Here is a 17297-nt window from a genome sequence, read left to right as displayed (position 1 = left end):
CGAGAACTCGACGGTCGGTGAGAACTCCTCGACCGCCGGCTAGAATTCCTCGAGCGCCGGCTAGAACTCCTCGACCGCCGGCTCCGGAACGGTCCCCTCCTCGCGCTCATCGAGCTCGAAGGCCGAGCGCAGCTCGGCGATCCGGTCGCGGATGTCGGCCGCCAGCTCGAACTCGAGGTTGCTGGCCGCCTCGTTCATCCGTTCCTCGAGCGCCTCGATCCGGTCGCGGGCCCCGTCCTCGGTCTCGACGTCGCCGACGGAGACGCCGCTCGTGTCCGTCTTCGAGCCGGGGAGGGTCGTCTCGCCGACCGGCTTGTCGATCGTCGTCGGGGTGTGGCCGTGTTCCTCGTTGAACTCCCGTTGGATCTCCCGGCGGCGGCGCGTCTCCTCGATGGCCGCCCGCATCGAGTCGGTCACCTCGTCGGCGTAGAGGACGACCTCGCCGTTGACGTTGCGGGCGGCCCGCCCCATCGTCTGGACGAGCGTGGTCGTCGAGCGGAGGAACCCCTCCTGGTCGGCGTCGAGGATCGCCACGAGGCTCACCTCGGGGATGTCCAGTCCCTCCCGGAGGAGGTTGATGCCGACGAGGACGTCGATGTTCCCGAGCCGGAGGTCCCGGATGATCTCGTGGCGCTCGAGGGTGTCGGTCTCGTCGTGCATATACGCCACCTCGACGCCGGCCTCCTCGAGGTACTCCGTGAGGTCCTCGGCCATCCGTTTCGTCAGCGTGGTCACGAGGGTCCGCTCGCCGCGCTCGATGCGGTCGTCGATGCGGTCGAGCAGGTCGTCGACCTGCCCGGTCGCGTCGGCGATCTCGACGGCGGGGTCGACGAGGTAGGTCGGCCGGACGATCTGTTCGACCACCTGCGCGGAACGCTCGCGCTCGTAGTCGCCGGGCGTCGCGGAGACGTAGAGGGTCCGGTCGGTCTTGGCCTCGAACTCCTCGAAGGTCAGCGGCCGGTTGTCGTAGGCGGTCGGCAGCCGGAAGCCGTTCTCGACCAGCGAGTCCTTCCGGGATTTGTCGCCCTCGTACTGGCCCTTGATCTGGGGGATCGTCTGGTGGGACTCGTCGATCACCGTCAGGAAGTCGTCGGGGAAGTAATCGAGCAGGGTGTACGGCGGGTCACCGCGGTCGCGGTCGTCCATGTGGACCGAGTAGTTCTCGATGCCCGAACAGTAGCCGGCCTCCCGCAGCATCTCGAGGTCGAAGGTCGTCCGTTCGTCGATGCGCTGGGCGGCGACGAGGTCGCCCTCCCGCTCGAACTGCCTGACGCGTTGGTCCCGGAGCGTCTCGATCTCCTCGATCGCCTGCTCGAGCTGCTCCTCGGGGATCGAGTAGTGTTCCGCGGGGTGGATCAGCGTCGCCGGCTCCTCGGAGACGACTTCGCCCTGCATCGGGTCGACCTTCAGGATCCGGTCGACCTCGTCGCCCCACAGCTCGATCCGGAGCGCGTACCGGCCGTACATCGGGAACACCTCGATCGTGTCGCCACGGACGCGGAAGGTGCCCTGGGTGAAGTCCACGTCGTTGCGGTCGTAGTTCCGGTCGACCAGCTCGGCCAGCAGGTCCTCGCGGCCGATCCGGTCGCCGACGGACAGCTCCAGGGCCATCTCGCGGTAGTTCCCGGGATCGCCGAGCCCGTAGATGGCGGAGACGGACGCGACCACGATGACGTCGTCCCGGGTCAAAAGCGACCGTGTCGCCGAGTGGCGCAGGCGGTCGATCTCCTCGTTGATCGACATCTCCTTGTCGATGTAGGTGTCCGTCTGCTCGACGTAGGCCTCCGGCTGGTAGTAGTTGTAGTAGGAGACGAAGTACTCGACGGCGTTGTCGGGGAACAGCTCGCGGAACTCCTCGTAGAGCTGCGCCGCGAGCGTCTTGTTGTGCGCCAACACCAGGGTCGGTTGGTTCAGCTCCTCGAGCACCCACGAGACCGTGTTCGTCTTTCCCGACCCCGTCACGCCGAGCAGCGTCTGTTCGGTCGCGCCGTCCCGGTACCCCTCGACGAGCGCCTCGATGGCGTCGGGCTGGTCGCCGGCCGGCTCGAAGGGGGCATCGACGCGCAGCGGCCGGTCGGCGGTCGGGCGGTCCTCCGACAGCGGGGAGTCGGCGTCGCTCACGGTCCTCGTTGGCGGCGCAGACACTTGAGCGGCGCGCCCCCCACCTCGGTCGGCGTTGCGGTTCGGCTCGCCCCTGTCTCGGTTCGGCGCGTCCCCTCCCGGCATTCACACCGCACCCGGCCGGCCGAGCTAGAGCGCGTTCTCGATCGACGCGGCCACCGACCGGGCCCGCTCCGCCAGCGGCTCGGGGACGGTCCCCGCCGCGACCGCGGCGTCGAGCTCGTCGTCGTCGACGCGCTCGACGGTCCCGTCGGCGTGCTTGATCACGTCAACGTGGAGGTCGACGTAGCGGACCGTCTCCGGGAACACCTCGACCGGGGTACAGACGTTGAGATAGGTTCCCTTCAGATCGCCCGCGTCGTCGCGGTAGGTGGTCGGATACCACCACCGTCCCTCGGTGAACGTCGTCGTCGCGACGTCGCCCGACTCGCGGGGAACCTCGAGCGCGTCGTAGGTTCCGCCCGCGGTCATCGCCCGCTCGACGGTGATCTGACCCGCGTCGGCGTCGCGGTCGGTCACCTCGCCGTCGCCCAACACCACGAGGTGGCCGGCTGGCTTGCCGTGGGCGATCCGGACGCGGTCGCCGACGAGCGGACCGAACGTCTCCGTGACGACGCCGAACGGGAAGTCGACGTCGTCCCCGCCGGTATCCTCGTCCTCGCCGGTATCCTCGTCCCCATCGGTTTCGGCGGCTCCGGAGTCGCCGTCGGAGACGGGTCCCGACGCGAGGGTCTCGGGGGAGCAGAACGCCTCGACGAAGTCGACGCCGGCGCTTGCCCCATCCGAGCCGGCCTTCACGCGGTGATGGCCGGGCATCGTCGTCGTCACCGCGCGGCGCCGGTCGTCGAGGGCGAACCGCGATTCGCGGCCGAACCAGACCCAGGCGCCGACGACCGGTGCCGCAAGCGGCCGCGGCGCGGAGACGTCGGCCTCGCGAACGGCGGCGACCGCGTCGAGCCGGTCGATCGCCCGCGAGAGGCCCGCCTCCAGCGCGTCCATCCCGGCGTCGACCGCCGGCCGGTGCCAGCGGATCCCCCACCCATCCGGCGGCTCCAGCCCGAGGAGGTCGGCCATCCCGGCCAGCTCGCGGCCGGCCGCCTCCTCGCGGGCGTCCACGCGCGTCCCCTCGCCGGGAACGAGCGACGCGAGCGGCCCCGGAACGCGAAGGTCGACGCCGAGTTCGGGCCGCCGGTCGTCCCACGGCGGGGCGGGCTCGCGGACCTGCACGCGCAGCGCGTCCCCGACCGTGATCCGGTCCGCGGTTTCGCCGTACGGGAGGTAGCCCTCGACCGCTCCGCGACCGCCGACCGCGAGGTCGGACGACGCGGACGCCGCGACCGGCCACGCGCCGTCGGAGGCCGTGTCGTCGGTGCCCGAAAGCCGAGCCCGGACGGCGTCCGGTCCGTCGGCCAGCCGGACGACGGCCCCGCCGCCGAGCGTCTCCGTCACCTCGCCGTCGAAGACGGCCCCGCGCGGGGCCGGGTCGAGCCAGGCGAGCGCGTCGATCCCGACCTCGCGCAGCCGGTCCGTCAGGGTCGCCACCGCCTCGCCGTCGCCGTGGACGCCGACGCCCTGTCGATCGTCGGTCGTGCGAACCGAGGCGTCGACGGGCGCGGGCCCGCGGGCGTCGGGCAGCGACTCCGCCGCGAAGCGCTCGCGGATGGGCGCGGACGCATCGACGACGTCGTGGCCGGCGTCGCCGAACGCCGCCGTGAGCGCGGTCGCGTAGATCCCGCGGACGCGGACGTTCATAGGTCCGCGACCGTCCGCGCGAAGCGGACGCGGTCGTGAACCGTCGGGCCCAGCGTCAGCTCCACGACGTCCTGCGAGAGCACGCGGCCGTCCTCGACGGGAACGCCCCAGGAGTCGAACGAGAGGTAACCGCGGAGGTCCCCGCCGTGCGTGTACAGATCGACGCCGGTGACCGCGTGCTCGGTCGGCCCGTCCGGGCCGTGGGCGGTCTCCATGTCGGAGTGAAACGTCCCGCCGTCGCCGAAGAACGACTCGATCGCCGCGGCGTCCTCCCGAACCAGCTCGGCGACGCGGTCGCTCGCCTCCCGGATGGCGTCGGTCTCGAGACCGGCCTCGCGAAGCGCCTGCTGCGTGCGCTGATCGAAGTGCATACGCGCGGTTGGGGCGGCGGGCTTTTGAAGCCTCGCGGTTCGTCACGGGCAGCCACTCGGAGCGAGGGTTGTCGCTCGGAGCGAGGGTGCTTACTCGGAGCGAGGACGGCCACCTGCCGGCGTGGCAAGGCCTTACTATCCCGCGGTTGATGGGACGCGTATGCCAGATCGAACGGATCCGATCGAGAGCGCGGACGACGCGGGGCGGGACCTCTACGACGTCGCGACCTGGGAGCCGCGAACGCTTCTCGACCGCACGGCGGTCGCGGGCTACTGGACGCTGACGACGGGCACGAAGGCGTTCGTGATCGTGCTCGCCGCGGCGATCCTCCTCGGTATCGGGGCCCTCGGTGCGTTCGCCGATCCGGTGATCCGGATCCTCACGGTGCTGTCGGTCGTGCCGGCCGCGGCGCTTGCCGGATACGTCCGGGCGAGCGACGTGACGACGACCGAGCCGCTCGCGCTTTTGGTGGCGACGTTCCTGCTTGCGGTGTTGACCGCGACGTTCGCGGCGGTGCTCAACTCCGCGGTCACGAGCCTGTTCGGCCCCTTCGTCGGCATCAGCCAGGTGGTCTTCTTCTTCCTCGTCGTCGGACCGGTCGAGGAGACCGTCAAGCTGCTGGCGGTGCGGCTGTACGCCTACACCGACGTCCGGTTCGACGCCGTGATCGACGGCGCCGTCTACGGCGCGGTCGCGGGGCTGGGGTTCGCGACGATCGAGAACCTGCTGTACATCTCGCGGAACGTCGACGCCGTGGAGATGGGGATCAGCCTGGCGATCCTCGGCGCGGGCGACGGGATCGCGGCGGTCCGCGCGTTCGCCGGGCCGGGACACGTCATCTACTCCGCGTTCGCCGGCTACTACCTCGGACTCGCGAAGTTCAACCCCGAACACCGGGGGCCGATCGTCCTGAAGGGGATCGCGATCGCGGCCGTGATCCACGCGACGTACAACTCGACGGTCGGGATCGGCACCGGGCTGATCGGCGCGGTGACGGGACTGGGGTCGCTTCCGTCGCTGGTCGTCTACGTGCTCGTCTTCGACGGGATCTTCGGCTTCGTCCTCCTGCGGAAGATCTGGCGCTACCGCGAGACCTACCGGACGGTGCACGCCGAGATCGACCGGGAGACCGACCCCGAGCTGACCGAGTTCGAGGAGTGACGGCACGCGGCCGGTACTCCCCCCGAGGCCGGTACTCCCCCCGAAGCCGGTGCTCCCTCGAGGCCGGTCGGAACGCCCTCGACCCCGACCTCGGATCCGTCGACGGGAAACCTTGATACTCGCGGACGCAAACCGATCGCGTATGTCGGACGACTGCATCTTCTGTTCGATCGTCGACGGCGACATCCCGGCTCGAACCGTGGCGGAGACCGACGACGTGCTCGCGTTCCTGGACGCGAACCCGCTGGCACGGGGACACACGCTCGTCATTCCGAAGGCCCACCACGAGCACGTCGGCGACCTCCCCGCCGACCTCTCGGGGGCGGTCTTCGACGTCGTCGCCGAGTTGACCCCCCGCGTGCAGGCCGCCGTGGACGCGGACGGCGCCAACGTCGGGATCAACGACGGCGCGGCGGCCGGCCAGGAGGTCCCGCACGTTCACGTTCACATCGTCCCCCGGTTCGAGGGCGACGGCGGCGCGCCGATCCACGCCGTGGCCGGCGAGCGCCCCGACCTCGACGACGACGAACTCGACGCCGTCGCCGAAGCGATCCGCGAGTGAGCCGGCTGACGGCAGTTGTTTCCTCGATCGATCCGACGTATTTAACCCCCGGACGAGCCGCGGGTGCGTATGGGCGAGACGACGCTCGCGCTGGTGGGCGCGACCGGCGGCGCGGGAACGACGCGGACCGCGGTGGAGCTGGCGGCGATGGGCGCGATCGACGGCCGCGAGGTCGTCGTTATCGACGCCGCCTACGCGACGCAGGGGCTCTCGGAGTACGTCTCCGGCCGGATCGATCCGGACGTCACGACGCTCGTGACCGAGGGGCGGACCGAGGATCCCGACCCCGCGGCGTACGCGGTCGATGGCGACTGGGACGGGGCGGTGCGGCTCGTGCCCGCGTCCGCGCCGTTCGAACGCATCGCGCGGGCGAAGGGTGTCGACGCGGCGGAGGGGCTGGCGTCGCTGATCGAGGCGGCTGCCGAGGAGGTCGACCACGTGGTCGTTGACGCCCCGCCGGTCGCCTCGAACCAGGCGGTTGCATCCGTGACCGCAGCCGACCGGATCGCGGCGGTGACGCCGGCCACCGTCCACGGACGCGATGCCCTCGAACGGCTTCGGGGCCGGGTGCAGGACGTCGGCGAACGCGTCGACGCGACGGTCGCGACGCGCGGATCCCTCCCGGCCGCCGACGTCGACCTCCCGACCGCCGAGTCGGAACCGGTCACACGGCCGACCGTCCGGCCCAACGGGGACGCGTACGGCCGGGCGATCGCGACCGGCTTCGAGGTCTGTTTCGAGGCCACGCTCGCCGCGGGCGGCGAGGGCACGGGCGTCCTCAACCGGTTTCGATAGCGTCCCGATTCGCTTCCGAGAGATCGGACTCGGCGGATCGAAACGCGGAGACGCTACTCGATCGCCGTCTCGAGCCGGTCGCGAAGATCCACGTAGGTGTTTCGAACGGTGACGGGCGTCACGTCGGCGACGTCCGCCGCCGCCTGCTGCGTGAGTTCCGCGTCGTGCTCGCGGCCCGCGGTGTACAGACAGGCGGCCGCGACGCCGCTCGGATTCTTGCCGCCGACGAGCCCCGCCTCGACGGCCGTTTCCGCCAGCTCGCGGGCGCGTGACTCGACGTCCGACGCGCAGTCGAGCCGGGAGGCGAACCGGGCGAGGTACTCCGCCGGATGGACCGCGCCGATCGGCAACCCGAGCTCGCGGTTCATCGCGTCGAAGGCGGCGTGGTGTTCGTCGGTCGACGCCTTCGCGGCCGAACACACCTCCGGAACCGTCCGCGAGACGTTCGCGGCGCGGGCGGCCGCGTAGACGCTCGCCGCGGCGAACCCCTCGATGGAGCGTCCCCGAAGGAGGTCGGCGTCCTGGGCGGACTCGAAGAGCACGCACGCCTGATCGCGGATGGCCTCGGGCACCCCGAGCACGTCACACAGCCGTCGGATCTCCGTGAAGGCGTACACGCGGTTCCGGTCCCGCTTCGATCCGATCTGCGCCCGGTTGTGGTGGGTCCGCAACCGCGCGAAGCGACGGCGCTTGCGTGCCGTCGTACGCGTCGGACGGCCGATCTCGGTCGAGAGACCGCGGTCGTGGCGTGCCCGCGTTCGCGGCGCGCCGGTTCGCTCCGGATTCGTGTCGTCCTCCGAGAAGGAGCGCCACTCTGGCCCGTGGTCGATGCGGTGCTCGCCGACGACGAGCCCGCAGTCGGTACAGACGGTTTCGGTGCCGTCGGCGCGCACGCGACCGCCACACTCCGGACACCCGCTCTCACTCACCTGAGTCGACTGGGTCTGACTCATCACACCCGAACCTTGGGCCCGATGCCTTACTTAAAGGCGGGTCGAATCGCCCGACCACACCGTCCATCGGCGGATCGAACCGACCGGTGGCCGGTCGGTTTCCCGGCGGCGGATCCGCTGTCGCCCCCCGATCCGCGATAATTCCGCCGTTAGAACGGATATATTTAAGGCGCGTGTCGCGGAACGGGGTGGTGTGACACTATCGGAGATCGCGGCCGGGATCGAGGTGACGGCCGAACAGCACGACCGGGGTGCGGCGGTCGTCGACGACACGGGCGTCGAGCTCGCGGAACGAGCACGGCCACACGCCGCATCGTTGCCGTGTACCCCCGCCGCGGTCGCGACGCTGGTCGAGGCGTACACCGCGGGCGCGAGCGTCGGCGACGCCGCCCGGGAGGCCGCCGTGGCGCCGATGACGGCGGCCAAGGCGCTTCACCGCTGTGGCGTCGCCGGCGTCTGCCCGCTGGCACCCACGCGCCGCGACGTCGTTCGCGATTGGCTCGCGGGCCGGATCACGAGGGACGAGGCGGTCGCGCTCGCGGGCGGCGACGAGGCCGCGGTCGCGCTCACCGTCTACATCGAGACCCACGACCCGATCCCCGAGATCGCCGACGCGGTCACGAGCGCGACCGCGGTGGAGCCCGGCTCCGACGCGCTCGGCGGATCGGTCGAGACGCCCGACGAGCTGCGGTAGCGACCGACCGGCTGCGGTAGCGACCGACCGGCTGCGGTAGCATCGATGTGCAACGAACCGCAGCGGTCTCCCGACGGAGCCGTCCGAAAAGTGATACGGACACCGTTCGCCGCGGAAAACGGTCCTCCGAAGGCGACTCCAGATCGAAAGACGACTCCCGTCCGAAGACGCTTCCCGCCCCCCGTCCGAGTCACGTTCGGACCAGCACGTCGAGGTTGTGTGCCACGAACGAGAGCCTCGCCCGGTCCAGCTGGTCACGTCTAACTGCCAGCCACTCATCGATCGTTTCCGGAGTGACGGCCCCGTCCGGGACCTCCCGGACCGCCTCCGTGACGGTCTCCAACAGTCGGGACAACACGACGTCCTCGCGGGCGGGATAGGAGCCGTTCCGCGGACGGATCACCTGGGTCGACCCGCCGACGTCGACGACCTCGCCGCCGACGTCGGAAGCGGTCGACGGGAGCCGTCGTCCGACGCGTGGTCCGCCCCCGTCACGGACCTCGGCCATATGTCGATGGTACGCCCGCTCGATCGCCGGGTCGTCGGGATGGGCCGGAAGGAATCCGGTCCCACCGTCGAAGACTATCGGTGCGTACAGGACGCCGCCGGGCACGAGGTGGCTGGTCAGTCCCTCAAGCGCCGGCGATGGATCCATAAGGTCGAGGACGGCCATCGCGATACAGACGTCCGCACTCGCGTCGATCGCGAACGCGTCGGCCGCTTCGAAGCGGACGGTGAGTCGGTCGCCGTCGCGCGTGGCGACGATCCCCTCCTCGTCCGCCTCGATGCGATACCCGGCGGCAGCGAGCCGCTCCGGAACGTGCGTGCGTGCAGCCGCCACGTGGGCCGGGTCGCGATCGACCATCCGATAGGTGACGCGCGAGGGCAGGACTCCACGTTCGGCGAGTCGGACGACCATCGTTCCGGTCCCCGCTCCGACGTCGAGAACCGACACGGGACCGTCCGCGGCCGCCTCACGCAGTGCGGTCACGAACGCATCGAAGACGCGAGCGTTGAGCGCACGGTCGTCGACCGTGCGCTTTGCCGTGAGATAGTCGGGATCGCTCATCGGCGCCGGCACCCATCGTCGGGGTCCCCCGACTCGTCCGCCCGACCGGCGGCCGCGGAACGCGTCGCCGCGGCCGCGGAACGCGTCGCCGCGGTCCCGGATACTCGCTCGGCCGGCGCCGTCACGGCGGGCGGTGCCGTCACGTCGTCCTCGACGCGGGACCGGAGGAACCGTCGCACTCGCCCCATGGAATCCCCCCAAGTGGAGTGGTCCCTGGCCGTCTCGAGGGCTCCTTCACCCAGCGACGCGAGCGTCTCACGATCCGCCAGCAATCCCCGGAGCGCCGTTCGAAGCGCCGCCGGATCGCGGGGCGGGACGAGCCTGCCGTTGTATCCGTCGACCACGAACTCGGGTGGCCCGCCGACGGTCGTCGCGACCGGAACCGTGCCGTACTCCATCGCCTCCAAGTAGACCATCCCGAACGACTCCCGGCGGGCGGGGACCGCAAGAACGTGCGCCTCCGCGAGCACCGTTGCCAGCCGGTCGTCCGAAACCCCGCCCAGGATCTCGATCCGGGACGAGGCGTCGTGACGGTCGACCGCCCGCCGAACGGTCCGTGCGTGCGCCGGATCGGCGTCGAGATCCCCGACGATCGTGGCCCGCCAGTCGCCGGCGAGGTCCGTCAGCGCATCCAACACGGTCAACACCCCCTTCCGTGGAACGACGTTGCCCACGAAGGTGATGGTGAGCGGCGCGTCGGTCGCCCGCGACCGGACGGTCGCGCGGTCGGTCGCCCGCCCCTCGTGTCTGCCGGCCGGATAGGCGACGGCGGCGGGCGTCGGAGCAAGGGTTCCCGTCGCGGCGCGCGTGGCGGCGCTGGGACAGACCACGCCGTCCACCGTCCGCAGATAGCGCCGCTCGAGCCACCGCCACGGCGATCGAGGGGCCGTCCCCACCGTGGCCGACCGCAAGAGGTGGACGATCGCGACGACGGAATCGGGGTCGGTCAGGCGTCGATTGTGGTGCCAGAGAACGTCCTCACAGAGCGCGTCCTGAAGGAGGACGTCGAACGGTCGATCGAGCGCACGCCGGATCGACGGCGAGAACGCGAGCCGGGCCGTCCCGAGCGTCCCCCTTCGGGGGAGGGCGATCACCTCGACGTCGTCGCCCCGTTCGCGCAGGTACGAGACCAACTGACGGTCGTATCGGTAGCCGCCCGACCGTTCGTCGAGACCGTCGTAGACCACCAGCCCGACGTGCATCTCACAGGTCCCGCGTGTGCGCGGCGGTCGCCACGTCGTCCTCCTGGACGGCGACCGTGAGTTCGGTCGCGTTGCTCGCGTCGACCCGCGCCAGCAACTCGTCTCCAAAGTTCCGGGCGAGACGCTCGGCGCTCGGGTTCATCCCCTCGAATCCCGGCAGCTCGTTCAACAGTTCGTCGCGAAAACGGGCGAACGTCTCGTCCAGGGCCGCCTCGAGAGCGTCGACGTCGAGCACGTAGCCGTACTCGTCGAGCGTCGGCGCTTCGAAGGTCGTTTCGACGGTGAAGTGGTGGGAATGGGTCTCACCCTCAGCGCCGGGGTCGGGCACCGTGAGGTAGTGCTGGGCCACGAACGACCGCGAAACCGAGAGGCTGTACATATGATACCGTGGGACTCAGACGGCAAAAACGTGCGGTCGGTCGTCAGGGCCCGGCCGGTGACGGGTCGTTCTCCCTACTCGTAGACGAGCAACACCTGCCCGACGTCCCGTGGATGCTCGGCGAGCAACTCGTAGGCGCGGTCGGCCTCCTCGACCGGAATTCGGTGGGTGATCAGATCATCGACCGGGAGCGATTCGAGCCGGTTCCAGGCCACCTGGCGGCGTCGATCGCGGGACCACCGGCCGCGATACCGCGGTGCGATGGTGCTGACCTGGCTGCTTTCGATGTCGATCCGATTGCGGTGGAACCGACCGCCAAGCGGGAGGTCGACGGGCTTCGTGCCGTACCACGAACCGACGACCACGCGGCCATCGTATCGCGTCGCGGCGATCGCGCTCTCCAAGGCGTTCGGGTTGCCGGACACCTCGACGCAGCAATCGACGCGCTCGTCGATCGCCTCCCGGATCGCCCGCCCGGGATCGCTCGTGTCCGGCGGAACGGCGTGGGTTGCCCCCATACTGCGTGCGCGCTCCCGGCGCGCGGACAACGGCTCAACCGCCACGAGGTCGGTCAGGGAGGAGCCGGCGAGCAGCCCCGTCACGAGCACGCCGACGACCCCCTGGCCGAAGATCGCGACGCGCTCGCCGATCGCCGGGTTCGCGTCGAGGGCGAGCGTCACCGCGGTCTCGACGTTGGCGAACAGCGGCGCCCGTTCGGACGGCACCGATTCGGGAACGCGAACGAGTTCCGTCGGTGACACGCGGACGTGGCTGCTGTGCGGCGCGTAGGCGAACACGCGCTCGTCGAGCCAGTCGTCATCGATCGCCTCGCCGACGGCGACGACGCGTCCGACCGTCGCGTAGCCGTAGGCGACGGGATACGTGAAGTCGTCGGCGAGCGGCTTGACCGGTCCCGTCGACTGCAGCGGGGTGGGGACGTCTCCCCTGTAGACCAGTCCCTCCGTTCCGGCGCTGATGCCCGAGTACGTCGTCTCGACCAGGACCGTCTCCGGCGTCACCTCGGGCACGGATTCGCGTTTGACCTCGACCGCTTCGTCGCCGGTGAAATAGACGGTTCGAGCACTCATACCTCGACGTCCAACGAGCACGCGGTCGTCGAATCCGGGACCGGTCGATCCCCGGGTCGAGCGCCGACAGTGCGGAATGATACCATTACGATAAACGATACACACGGGAGTCTCTTAGGAATTCCCCCGACGTCACCGGGGCAGTCCGAGCTGACCGAACCGATCCGACCTCACCGAACCGATCCGACCTCACCGAACCGGGCCCTCGCGGCGGCCGGTGGCAAGCAACCAGTCCCGACCGAAGACGAGCAGAAACGGCACCATAGCGACGGTCGCGAGCGGACGCGACGCGGCCGTTCCCGGCCAGGGAGCAAGCAGGACGATCAGCACGGCCATCTGTCCACCGGCGTTGAGCCGCCGCAGGCGACTCTCGGGCAACTCGCTGACGGGGTTCCCGCGCCACCGGCGTCCCACGAGCCCGGCGATGAAGACGTAGCGCGCCAGGCCGACGAGCAGGTAGACCGCGGGTGCCATACCGAACGAGATCGCCACGGCGGCGCCGACGAGCATCCCCAACGCGTCCATCTCGGTGTCGAGCCGCGCGCCCAGGTCGGTGACCGTCCCCGTCGCCCGAGCAAGGAAGCCGTCGACCGCGTCGAGGCCGGCAGCGGCGGCATAGAGGAGGGCGGCCGTCCAGCCGGTGACATCCGGGGACGCAAGGAGGAATCCGGCGAGAACGGCGATCGCGCCGCCACGAACCACCGTGAGTGCCGTCGGCGGCGTGAACGGGGGGCGTCCGCCAGCCACGGCATCGGGGCGGTAGACGGCCACAAGCACCGTCGCTTGCAACACGAGAAGGCCGGTTACTGCCACAAGGAACGGGAACGGAAGCGGGAACGGAACCGCGAGATCACCCGACTCCAGGACGCCGACCACGGCGAGCCAGCCCACGACGCCCCCGACCGAGGTGAGGAGGCTCGCAGCGAGCGGATCGACGCGAGCGAGACGTCCCCCAGTCACGACCGGTCACTCCCCCGCAGATCCGCTTCGTCGCACGATCGCGACGCAGACGGCGATCAGCAACAGCTGAACCGGCTTGTCAACCATCGCGGCCGGCGAGACGGCCGCCAGCGACGATGGCCGATTGATCACGTACCAGAGGACGACCTGGCTGCCGACGTAGCCGATCCCGATCGCGGCAACCAGCCGTCGGCGGTACCCGACCAGAACGAGGCCGATCGCCACGGCGTAGCCGATCCCCGCAAGGATCGACGCCGCTCCCAGCGGCGTCGTCGGCGCGCCGAGCCCCAATAGCAGATGGATCACGCCCGTCACCGCGGCCAACCCGATCCCGAGCCGGTGGAGTCGATCCAGGGATTCGAGGTCGAGGCGAGCGCCAACCGGGTCCATACCCAGTCCGGTCGCTCCCCGCACGGATATTGCTTGCCCCGAGATCACGGGTGTGCACGGTGACGTCGGCGCGACGTCCGGCCCCGATACGTGGACGCGATCCAACCGGACTGCGGGGACGAGCAGCGATCACCATCCGGGAGCGTGGGGACCCCGACCTCGAGGAGCGACCGAGCGCACCGCGTAAGGGAACGGGCAGGGGTGAGGAGTTCACCAGAAGCGTGTCCCCGCCGGTGCCGGTCACGAACCCATCGTGCGCAATCGGCAAGTCAGTCCATCCCCTGGATCCGGACGTGACGGACGGCGCACTCGACCGGATTCGGACGTGGCTCGAGCGGCGCCGCTACGGAACCTACGACCGCGTCGTGGGCTGGAACTACGATCGCCGCCTGTTCGCTGCGTCCCGGGCGACGCCCGGCGGCCGGATTCGGACCTACGAACTGTACAATCGCCACGGCCGCCAGGAGATGCTTCGGGCGATCTGCGCACGCTGCGAGGCGGACGACGTGGTCTACGACGTCGGGGCGAACGTCGGCGTGTACGCCCTCGCGGTCGCGGCCGGCGGCCCCGACCGTCGCGTGATCGCCTACGAGCCGGCCCCGCCGACCATCGAGCGCTTGCGGGCCAACTGCGAGCGCAACGACTGCGGCGATCGGGTGACGATCCGCCCGGTCGGCTTGGGCGCAACCGCCGGATGTCGCCGGTTCTACGTCTCGACGTACCCCGAGCTCTCGAGCTTCGACCGCGAGAGCGCGACGCGGTGGGGAGCGAGCGTGGCCGCGACGGACTCCGTCCGGGTTCGACGCCTCGACGAGGAGATCCGCGACCGGCCGGCACCCGACGTTCTCAAGATCGACGTGGAGGGAACCGGCGCGGCCGTCCTCCGCGGCGCCCGCGAGACCCTTCGAACCCATCGGCCGGACGTGTTCCTCGAGGTCCATCGGGAAGCGCTCTCCGGGGATCGAACCGCGGCCGTCCGTGAGGAGCTCGAGGCGGCCGGCTACGTCGTCGACGAACGCGACCGGTTCTGGCGGTGCGAGCCGCGGGAGTGACTCCCTGACGGTGACCGAGCATCGGTCGGGCGTCACGAAGCGGTTCCGGCGGCGGCATACTGCCGGCGAACGACGTATCCGAACGCGATCCAGATCGAGACGTCGAGGAGGATCCCCGGGGTCCGGAGATAGTGCCGGAAAAACGGGACGGGACCGAGCCCCAGCGAGGACTCCCGCACGACGACTGGCCACAGCAGGACGACCGCGTCCCCCGGACGGGCGTTGACGGCCATATGAACGGCATCAAGGACGAGATGTGACGCCCAGCCCAGCCAGGCCGCGAGCCAGGCACGTCCGCACAGGACGACCGGCAGCAACGCCGCGAGAACGAGCGCGGAGTGGCCCACCGACTGGTAGATCCCGACGACGCCACCCATGGCGAGGGGCTTGTCGATCAGGTCCGGGAGCGCGGCGCCGGCCGCCGCCGGAACGGGCGGTAGTCGGCGCCCGTAGCCCACGACGTAGCCCGCGACGACGTGTGTCGGGAAGAGCATTGCCGGTCGAGTGACGGTTCGGGATGGTGACTCGTTAACCCGTCGCGCCGAACCGCCGACCGCAACGCCCTGCGATGGGGCAACGGCGTTCTCCGTGGTCCGAACCGAAAACTGAGCAAGCCAAGGGCCGGATTTGAACCGGCGTTGGGCGGCTCTGCAGGCCGCTGCGTCTGACCGAACTCTGCCACCTTGGCGCGTCCGGTCGTAGCCACGTCGCGCGCTTAAGCCTAGCGGTCCACCATCACGGACCCATCGTCGACGCCGTCCGCATCGAGCGCGCCGGCCCACCGTGATGCGACCGGCCGGGATGGCGTCGCCACTCGGGATCGTTCACGTTCGGGTGTGGTGGTGTGGGATGGACGCGGATGCTCGGACGTGCCGTTCTCTCCGGTTTTGGCTATCGGTATCGGAGAGCGTGCTTGGAGTCGTCACTGGCCGTGCGAATGAATGCTGAAAGTATGAGTGGGCAGGCGGCGAACCACCTCTCCCAGAGGGTCTCCCACTCCAGTACTCGGTGATACGCTGGCAGGCTTCACTTCCGTGTTCGGAATGGGTACGGGTCTTTCCCTGCCGCTGTGGCCGCCTTCATGCTGACTCCCGGAGTCGAACCGGGACGACGCCGACGCGTCGTCTCCCGCGTCAGTGGTCCGTCTTGCTCGTGTAGAGCGTGACGACCGTGTGTACGTGCGATCCAGTTACCGCCTGAACTCGGCGTCCGTGCGTGGACGCGTATGACTGTGGCTTGGTCTGTTAGTGCTCGTGGGCTTAACACCTCGTTGCCTTGGTGCGTACACCCCGAGTCTATCTACCGCCTCTTCTAGGCGGGACCTCTACGGTACCTCGTTTCCATGTGGGTTTCGAGCTTAGATGCGTTCAGCTCTTACCCCGTGTCGCGTGGCTACCCGGCATCTGCTCTCTCGAACAACCGGTACACCAGTGGCGACCAATCGTAGTTCCTCTCGTACTATACGACCGTTCACGTCAGGTACCTCACACCCCCAATAGATAGCAGCCGACCTGTCTCACGACGGTCTAAACCCAGCTCACGACCTCCTTTAATAGGCGAACAACCTCACCCTTGCCCGCTTCTGCACGGGCAGGATGGAGGGAACCGACATCGAGGTAGCAAGCCACCCGGTCGATATGTGCTCTTGCGGGTGACGACTCTGTTATCCCTAAGGTAGCTTTTCTGTCATCTACGGGCCCCATTCCGGAGCCTCGTAGGTTCGCTAGACCACGCTTTCGCGTCAGCGTCACTCGTTGGGAATGACACTGTCAGACCTCCGTGTGCTCTTGCGCTCTTCCCCGGGTTCCCGACCCGGGTGAGGAGATCTTCGGGCGCGCTCGATATCTTTTCGAGCGCGTACCGCCCCAGTCAAACTGCCCGGCTACCGGTGTCCTCCGCCAGGAGTGAGAGTCGCAGTCACTACCGGGTAGTATTTCAATGCTGCCTCGGTGGCCCGCTAGCGCGGGTACCTGTGTAACGGCTCCTACCTATGCTGCACAGTAGCGACCACGTCTCAGCGACAGCCTGCAGTAAAGCTCTATAGGGTCTTCGCTTCCCCTTGGGGGTCTCCAGACTCCGCACTGGAACGTACAGTTCACCGGGTCCAACGTTGGGACAGTGGCGCTCTCGTTTATCCATTCATGCAAGCCGCTACTGAAGCGGCAAGGTACTACGCTACCTTAAGAGGGTCATAGTTACCCCCGCCGTTGACGGGTCCTTCGTCCTCTTGTACGAGGTGTTCAGATACCCGCACTGGGCAGGATTCAGTGACCGTACGAGTCCTTGCGGATTTGCGGTCACCTGTGTTGTTACTAGACAGTCGGAGCGCCCGAGTCACTGCGACCTGCTTTCTCCAAAGCAGGCATCCCTTCTTCCGAAGGTACGGGACTAACTTGCCGAATTCCCTAACGTCGGTTCTCCCGACGGGCCTTCCCTTTCGCTGGGAGAGCACCTGTGTCGGATCTCGGTACGATCATCACGCTCGTCGTTTCACGGACCCCGGATACCATCGACTTGCCCTGTCTCGGGCTTCGCTCGCTTCTTGCCGTGACGGCGTCCACGAGCTTCTCCGATTCGACCGGGCGAAGGCCCGGCTCGATGTTTTCCGCGGTGTTGACTTTTGTTGCGTGATGGCACTGGAATATTAACCAGTTTCCCGTTGTCCCCGTCGACTTACGGGGGGACTTAGGATCGGCTAACCCTCGGCTGATTGACAGTGCCGAGGAACCCTTGCTCATCAGGCCGTC

Annotated in this window: 16 protein-coding genes, 1 tRNA gene and 2 rRNA genes; 5 read left to right on the top strand and 14 right to left on the bottom strand. The window is 69.1% G+C overall.

The genetic code is table 11. From position 1 onward, the window contains the following. Positions 1-60 precede the first annotated feature (60 nt). The 3 genes from uvrB to BLV25_RS03130 all read right to left on the bottom strand — a co-directional run bounded on the left by uvrB (position 61) and on the right by BLV25_RS03130 (position 4244). Entirely contained in the window at positions 61-2121 is a 2061-nt protein-coding gene (gene uvrB / locus BLV25_RS03140; RefSeq protein WP_092730797.1) for an excinuclease ABC subunit UvrB, read from the bottom strand. 129 nt (positions 2122-2250) lie between these two features. Beyond that, positions 2251-3873, bottom strand: a complete 1623-nt coding sequence (locus tag BLV25_RS03135; RefSeq protein ID WP_092730795.1) for a DUF402 domain-containing protein — start codon at positions 3871-3873, stop codon at positions 2251-2253. Next, entirely contained in the window at positions 3870-4244 is a 375-nt protein-coding gene (locus BLV25_RS03130; RefSeq protein WP_021072931.1) for a DUF7532 family protein, read from the bottom strand. Before BLV25_RS03130 ends, BLV25_RS03135 begins: the two co-directional genes overlap by 4 nt. Positions 4245-4404: 160 nt before the next feature. Here BLV25_RS03130 and BLV25_RS03125 point away from each other — a divergent pair, with 160 nt between their 5' ends. The 3 genes from BLV25_RS03125 to BLV25_RS03115 all read left to right on the top strand — a co-directional run bounded on the left by BLV25_RS03125 (position 4405) and on the right by BLV25_RS03115 (position 6763). Then, positions 4405-5406 (top strand): PrsW family intramembrane metalloprotease, encoded by a 1002-nt coding sequence (locus BLV25_RS03125; protein WP_092730793.1) that lies wholly within the window; start codon positions 4405-4407, stop codon positions 5404-5406. Positions 5407-5548: 142 nt separating this feature from the next. Further along, positions 5549-5968, top strand: coding sequence for an HIT family protein (locus tag BLV25_RS03120; protein ID WP_021072933.1), 420 nt, complete (start codon positions 5549-5551; stop codon positions 5966-5968). A 69-nt stretch (positions 5969-6037) separates the two neighbouring features. Then, a complete protein-coding gene (locus BLV25_RS03115; protein WP_092730791.1) occupies positions 6038-6763 on the top strand; it encodes an AAA family ATPase in 726 nt (241 codons plus the stop codon). Positions 6764-6816: 53 nt separating this feature from the next. Here the strand turns inward: BLV25_RS03115 and BLV25_RS03110 are convergent, their stop codons facing one another. Further along, positions 6817-7716, bottom strand: coding sequence for a transcription initiation factor IIB (locus tag BLV25_RS03110; RefSeq protein WP_021072935.1), 900 nt, complete (start codon positions 7714-7716; stop codon positions 6817-6819). Positions 7717-7909: 193 nt separating this feature from the next. On the opposite strand from BLV25_RS03110, the gene BLV25_RS03105 reads away from it, so the two are divergent. Then, positions 7910-8410: a DUF7858 family protein gene (locus BLV25_RS03105; protein WP_021072936.1), complete on the top strand. Its 501-nt coding sequence runs from the start codon at positions 7910-7912 to the stop codon at positions 8408-8410. A 190-nt stretch (positions 8411-8600) separates the two neighbouring features. Here BLV25_RS03105 and BLV25_RS03100 read toward each other — a convergent pair whose 3' ends face one another. The 6 genes from BLV25_RS03100 to BLV25_RS03075 all read right to left on the bottom strand — a co-directional run bounded on the left by BLV25_RS03100 (position 8601) and on the right by BLV25_RS03075 (position 13498). Continuing rightward, positions 8601-9479, bottom strand: a complete 879-nt coding sequence (locus BLV25_RS03100; RefSeq protein WP_092731218.1) for a class I SAM-dependent methyltransferase — start codon at positions 9477-9479, stop codon at positions 8601-8603. Further along, positions 9476-10681 (bottom strand): glycosyltransferase family 4 protein, encoded by a 1206-nt coding sequence (locus BLV25_RS03095; protein ID WP_092730789.1) that lies wholly within the window; start codon positions 10679-10681, stop codon positions 9476-9478. The genes BLV25_RS03100 and BLV25_RS03095 overlap by 4 nt, the downstream gene beginning before the upstream one ends. Position 10682: 1 nt before the next feature. Beyond that, positions 10683-11060, bottom strand: a complete 378-nt coding sequence (locus tag BLV25_RS03090) for a 6-pyruvoyl trahydropterin synthase family protein (RefSeq protein ID WP_092730787.1) — start codon at positions 11058-11060, stop codon at positions 10683-10685. Between the two features lie 74 nt (positions 11061-11134). Beyond that, a complete protein-coding gene (locus BLV25_RS03085) occupies positions 11135-12148 on the bottom strand; it encodes a zinc-dependent alcohol dehydrogenase (RefSeq protein WP_092730785.1) in 1014 nt (337 codons plus the stop codon). A gap of 189 nt (positions 12149-12337) precedes the next feature. Beyond that, positions 12338-13108: a CDP-alcohol phosphatidyltransferase family protein gene (locus BLV25_RS03080; protein ID WP_021072941.1), complete on the bottom strand. Its 771-nt coding sequence runs from the start codon at positions 13106-13108 to the stop codon at positions 12338-12340. A 6-nt stretch (positions 13109-13114) separates the two neighbouring features. Then, positions 13115-13498: a hypothetical protein gene (locus BLV25_RS03075; protein ID WP_092730783.1), complete on the bottom strand. Its 384-nt coding sequence runs from the start codon at positions 13496-13498 to the stop codon at positions 13115-13117. 293 nt (positions 13499-13791) lie between these two features. On the opposite strand from BLV25_RS03075, the gene BLV25_RS03070 reads away from it, so the two are divergent. Beyond that, positions 13792-14550, top strand: a complete 759-nt coding sequence (locus tag BLV25_RS03070; protein WP_092730781.1) for an FkbM family methyltransferase — start codon at positions 13792-13794, stop codon at positions 14548-14550. Between the two features lie 32 nt (positions 14551-14582). Here the strand turns inward: BLV25_RS03070 and BLV25_RS03065 are convergent, their stop codons facing one another. The 4 genes from BLV25_RS03065 to BLV25_RS17630 all read right to left on the bottom strand — a co-directional run. Then, a complete protein-coding gene (locus BLV25_RS03065; protein WP_092730779.1) occupies positions 14583-15044 on the bottom strand; it encodes a hypothetical protein in 462 nt (153 codons plus the stop codon). Positions 15045-15162: 118 nt separating this feature from the next. Beyond that, a tRNA-Cys gene (locus BLV25_RS03060) sits at positions 15163-15238 on the bottom strand. Positions 15239-15509: 271 nt separating this feature from the next. Continuing rightward, a 5S ribosomal RNA gene (rrf, locus tag BLV25_RS03055) occupies positions 15510-15631 on the bottom strand. Between the two features lie 143 nt (positions 15632-15774). Next, a 23S ribosomal RNA gene (locus BLV25_RS17630) occupies positions 15775-17297 on the bottom strand; the annotation flags it as partial.

This window comes from Halopenitus persicus, assembly GCF_900107205.1.
Classification (GTDB): domain Archaea; phylum Halobacteriota; class Halobacteria; order Halobacteriales; family Haloferacaceae; genus Halopenitus; species Halopenitus persicus.
Note: the sequence above shows the minus strand (reverse complement) of the source record. Positions and strands in the feature narration are given on the sequence as shown.

Excerpts from the sequence above, each read along its gene's own strand:
- BLV25_RS03130 (WP_021072931.1), bottom strand. The coding sequence starts at position 4,244 with ATGCACTTCGATCAGCGCACGCAGCAGGCGCTTCGCGAGGCCGGTCTC.
- BLV25_RS03090 (WP_092730787.1), bottom strand. The coding sequence starts at position 11,060 with ATGTACAGCCTCTCGGTTTCGCGGTCGTTCGTGGCCCAGCACTACCTC.
- BLV25_RS03095 (WP_092730789.1), bottom strand. The coding sequence starts at position 10,681 with ATGCACGTCGGGCTGGTGGTCTACGACGGTCTCGACGAACGGTCGGGC.
- BLV25_RS03110 (WP_021072935.1), bottom strand. The coding sequence starts at position 7,716 with ATGAGTCAGACCCAGTCGACTCAGGTGAGTGAGAGCGGGTGTCCGGAG.
- BLV25_RS03135 (WP_092730795.1), bottom strand. The coding sequence starts at position 3,873 with ATGAACGTCCGCGTCCGCGGGATCTACGCGACCGCGCTCACGGCGGCG.
- BLV25_RS03100 (WP_092731218.1), bottom strand. The coding sequence starts at position 9,479 with ATGAGCGATCCCGACTATCTCACGGCAAAGCGCACGGTCGACGACCGT.
- BLV25_RS03065 (WP_092730779.1), bottom strand. The coding sequence starts at position 15,044 with ATGCTCTTCCCGACACACGTCGTCGCGGGCTACGTCGTGGGCTACGGG.
- BLV25_RS03075 (WP_092730783.1), bottom strand. The coding sequence starts at position 13,498 with ATGGACCCGGTTGGCGCTCGCCTCGACCTCGAATCCCTGGATCGACTC.
- BLV25_RS03115 (WP_092730791.1), top strand. The coding sequence starts at position 6,038 with ATGGGCGAGACGACGCTCGCGCTGGTGGGCGCGACCGGCGGCGCGGGA.
- BLV25_RS03120 (WP_021072933.1), top strand. The coding sequence starts at position 5,549 with ATGTCGGACGACTGCATCTTCTGTTCGATCGTCGACGGCGACATCCCG.
- BLV25_RS03085 (WP_092730785.1), bottom strand. The coding sequence starts at position 12,148 with ATGAGTGCTCGAACCGTCTATTTCACCGGCGACGAAGCGGTCGAGGTC.
- BLV25_RS03125 (WP_092730793.1), top strand. The coding sequence starts at position 4,405 with ATGCCAGATCGAACGGATCCGATCGAGAGCGCGGACGACGCGGGGCGG.